General features: G+C 74.4%; 4 protein-coding genes and 1 tRNA gene. 2 read left to right on the forward strand and 3 right to left on the reverse strand.

All coding sequences use genetic code 11. The annotated features are described in order from the left end of the window. Window positions 1-7: 7 nt before the first annotated feature. Both EF918_RS34545 and EF918_RS34550 read right to left on the reverse strand, forming a co-directional pair. A tRNA-Trp gene (locus EF918_RS34545) sits at window positions 8-83 on the reverse strand. Window positions 84-113: 30 nt separating this feature from the next. Beyond that, on the reverse strand, window positions 114-335 hold the full coding sequence (locus EF918_RS34550) for a hypothetical protein (RefSeq protein WP_125652817.1): 222 nt from the start codon (window positions 333-335) through the stop codon (window positions 114-116). Window positions 336-594: 259 nt separating this feature from the next. On the opposite strand from EF918_RS34550, the gene EF918_RS34555 reads away from it, so the two are divergent. Both EF918_RS34555 and EF918_RS37495 read left to right on the forward strand, forming a co-directional pair. Continuing rightward, complete coding sequence (locus tag EF918_RS34555) at window positions 595-1,353, forward strand: VOC family protein (RefSeq protein WP_260610970.1); 759 nt, start codon at window positions 595-597, stop codon at window positions 1,351-1,353. 351 nt (window positions 1,354-1,704) lie between these two features. Further along, window positions 1,705-1,860, forward strand: coding sequence for a hypothetical protein (locus EF918_RS37495; RefSeq protein ID WP_185922070.1), 156 nt, complete (start codon window positions 1,705-1,707; stop codon window positions 1,858-1,860). Between the two features lie 100 nt (window positions 1,861-1,960). Here EF918_RS37495 and EF918_RS34560 read toward each other — a convergent pair whose 3' ends face one another. Then, window positions 1,961-2,503, reverse strand: coding sequence for a GNAT family N-acetyltransferase (locus tag EF918_RS34560; RefSeq protein ID WP_125652818.1), 543 nt, complete (start codon window positions 2,501-2,503; stop codon window positions 1,961-1,963). Between the last annotated feature and the right edge of the window lie 158 nt (window positions 2,504-2,661).

Genomic DNA, 2,661 nt, shown 5'->3' on the forward strand with positions numbered 1-2,661 from the left:
GGGCGGGTCGGGGTGGCCGGATTCGAACCGGCGTCCTCGCGGTTTTGGAGACCGCGCGCGTCGACCTCTGCGCTACGACCCCACCCGCCCCGCCATCATAGGCCCCGGCCGTGTCACCACTCCGGGTGGACGTCGTGGCTGTCGTAGCGGATCCCGGTGCGGCTGGTCCACGGGCGGAAGCGGCCGGGGCCGGTGCGGTCGGGGGTGTAGGTGACGGGCTGGCCGGTGTCGTCGGTGACGATGACGGCCCCGGCGCGCTGGGCGGCGCGCAGCGCGTGGGTCCAGTGCCGGCCGCGGCGGCCGGTGCGGTAGTCGGGGGTCTTGCACTCGGACATGCGTAATCACCGCCTGAAGGGTCGTGCGGGCGTCCGGTAGGTGAGCGGACGGGTCCCCTACCCCGAATGTTGTGTTTTGAACATGTCGCGCAGGGCGCCGGGCAGGGGATTAACCCCGGCGACCCGGGGAAGGTGCAGGCCCGAACGGCCTGGCGGGGACCCCGGGCGTGGCGACGGCCCGTGCCCGGCCCGGCGGGAGGAGGGCTGGATCGTGGTGCTGGTGGCGGCGGAGCTGGCGGGCGCGCCCTGCTGGATCAGCATGACGGCGCGCGACCTGGCCGCCTCGGAGGCCTTCTACCACGCGGTGCTCGGCTGGAAGTTCCGCCGGGGCTCGCTCGGGCGGGCGTTCTCCGTGGCGGAGGCGGACGGCGTTCCCGTGGCCGGTGTCGCGGCGGTGGCCCGTGAGCTGGCCGTCGCCGTGGCGTGGACCCCGTACTTCGCCGTGGAGGACGCCGACGACGCGGTGGCCCGGATCCGCGAGCGCGGCGGCACCGTCGGGGTCGGGCCCGTGGCCTACCCGCCGCGCGGGCGGGCGGCCCTGGCCACCGACCGCGAGGGCGCGACGTTCGGCATCTGGGAAGGGCGGGTCATGGCCGACTGGCGCATCGGCAACGGGGCGGCACCCGCCTGGCTGGAACTGCACACCCGGGACGCCTTCGACGCCGCCCTCTTCTACGGCGAGGCGCTCCGCTGGGCCTCGGACAGCAGCGGCTGCTGCGAGGTCTCCTACGAGCAGGACCAGGTCGTCCTGCGCTACGAGGGCGAACCGGTGGCCCGCCTGAACAGCGGCCCCGTCGAGGAGGCCGCGGAGAAGCCCCACCTGCGACCGCGCTGGCTGGTGCACTTCAGGGTCCGTGACCTGGAAGCCGCCACGGCGGCCGCGCTCGCCCACGGAGGCACGGTCGTCCCGGGCGGGCCCTGGCCGGCCACGACGAGACAGGTCACCGTACGGGACCCGGACGGCGCCCTGTTCACCCTCGACGAGTCCCGAACCGCCCCTTGGCCCGTAGGCCCGTAGAACCGCTCTGTCAGTGGGAGCACCTACGCTGCTCAGGCCATGATCGTGCGTGGGCAGGGTGCTCGTCCCACAACTCAGGGAGAGCCGGAGGGGGCGAGGGGACGGGAGGCCGGAGGGCCGGGCGCGGTGGGCGCTCGATCCGCTGGTGGGGGTAGGACCGCTGCGTTTCGGGACGGACTGCGACGAGGTGCAGGCCGCGCTGGGCGGACCCCGGAACGGCGGCGGTCAGGTCGCGGCCCACGGCAGGTACCGGGTGGCGCCGGGACTGGGTGCCGCGGGAGCGGGTGGGACCGCTACGGTTCGGGATGACCCCGCCCCGGACGGCGGCCGCCCTCGGCCCTCGACGAGGTCGTGATCCAGTACATCGAGCAGCACGACCTCGGCCTGCGCTTCACCCCCGGCGGAGGTGCCGGCTCGGCCGACCTCGGGTTGATCTCGGGCGCCGCGAGAGCCGGGGACACCACGGTCGGCGAGCCGACCTTCTTCGCTGAGCACTGGGAGGTGTAGCCGCGCCCGGGCCCTACGCGGCGTGAGCCACCCCCCGTGGCGCAGCTGGAGCCTCCGGCGCCCTGACGTCCCGTACGTCCGGCCTGGCCGCGCGCCCGCTTCAGGGGCGGTCCAGGCCCCAGGTCTGGAGGGCGTAGGGCCGTCCCTTTTCCTCGCCCGTGATGAGCGGTACGTCGAGCAGCCGGAAACCGGCCTTGGAGGCGACGGCGACGCTGGCGGTGTTCTCGGCCTCCAGTTCCAGGATCACCTGCTCCGCCCCCAACTGCTCGAAGGCGTACGAGGCCATCACCCGCACCGCCCGGACGGCCAGCCCCTGGCCGCGGTGCGCCGGGCCGACGGCGTACCCGATCTCCGAGCCTTCGGCGGCGCGCCGCAGCATCACCTCGCCGAGCGGGGCGCCGCCGTCGACGGTGATGGCGAGCAGGACGGCCGTGCCCTCCGCCCGCAGAGCCCGGCTGCGGGCCAGCCGCGCGTCGGCAGCCGCCGCGTCGAAGGGCGAGACGATGGGCGTCCAGTAGGCGATGTCGGGATGGTCGAACAGGTCCGGCATCGCGGCCCGATCCGCCTCCGTCCAGTCGCGCAGGACGAGGCCTTCCCCGGAGAGCTCGATCTTCTCGGGAAAGGGCGACACGATGCCGGTCATGCGGAGGACCTCCTTGGCCTGCCAGTACGGGACGAGGCAGGATATCCGAGGGCACATGGGCCCCCACCAGCGATTTTCTGGTTCGTTGGCCCCTCGGCTCCTCGGCCCCTCGGCTCCTCGGCCCGCCCGCTCGCCCGTCCTGCCGCCGGCCATCCGCC

The sequence above is a fragment of the Streptomyces sp. WAC06614 genome, assembly GCF_003949795.1.
Taxonomy (GTDB): domain Bacteria; phylum Actinomycetota; class Actinomycetes; order Streptomycetales; family Streptomycetaceae; genus Streptomyces.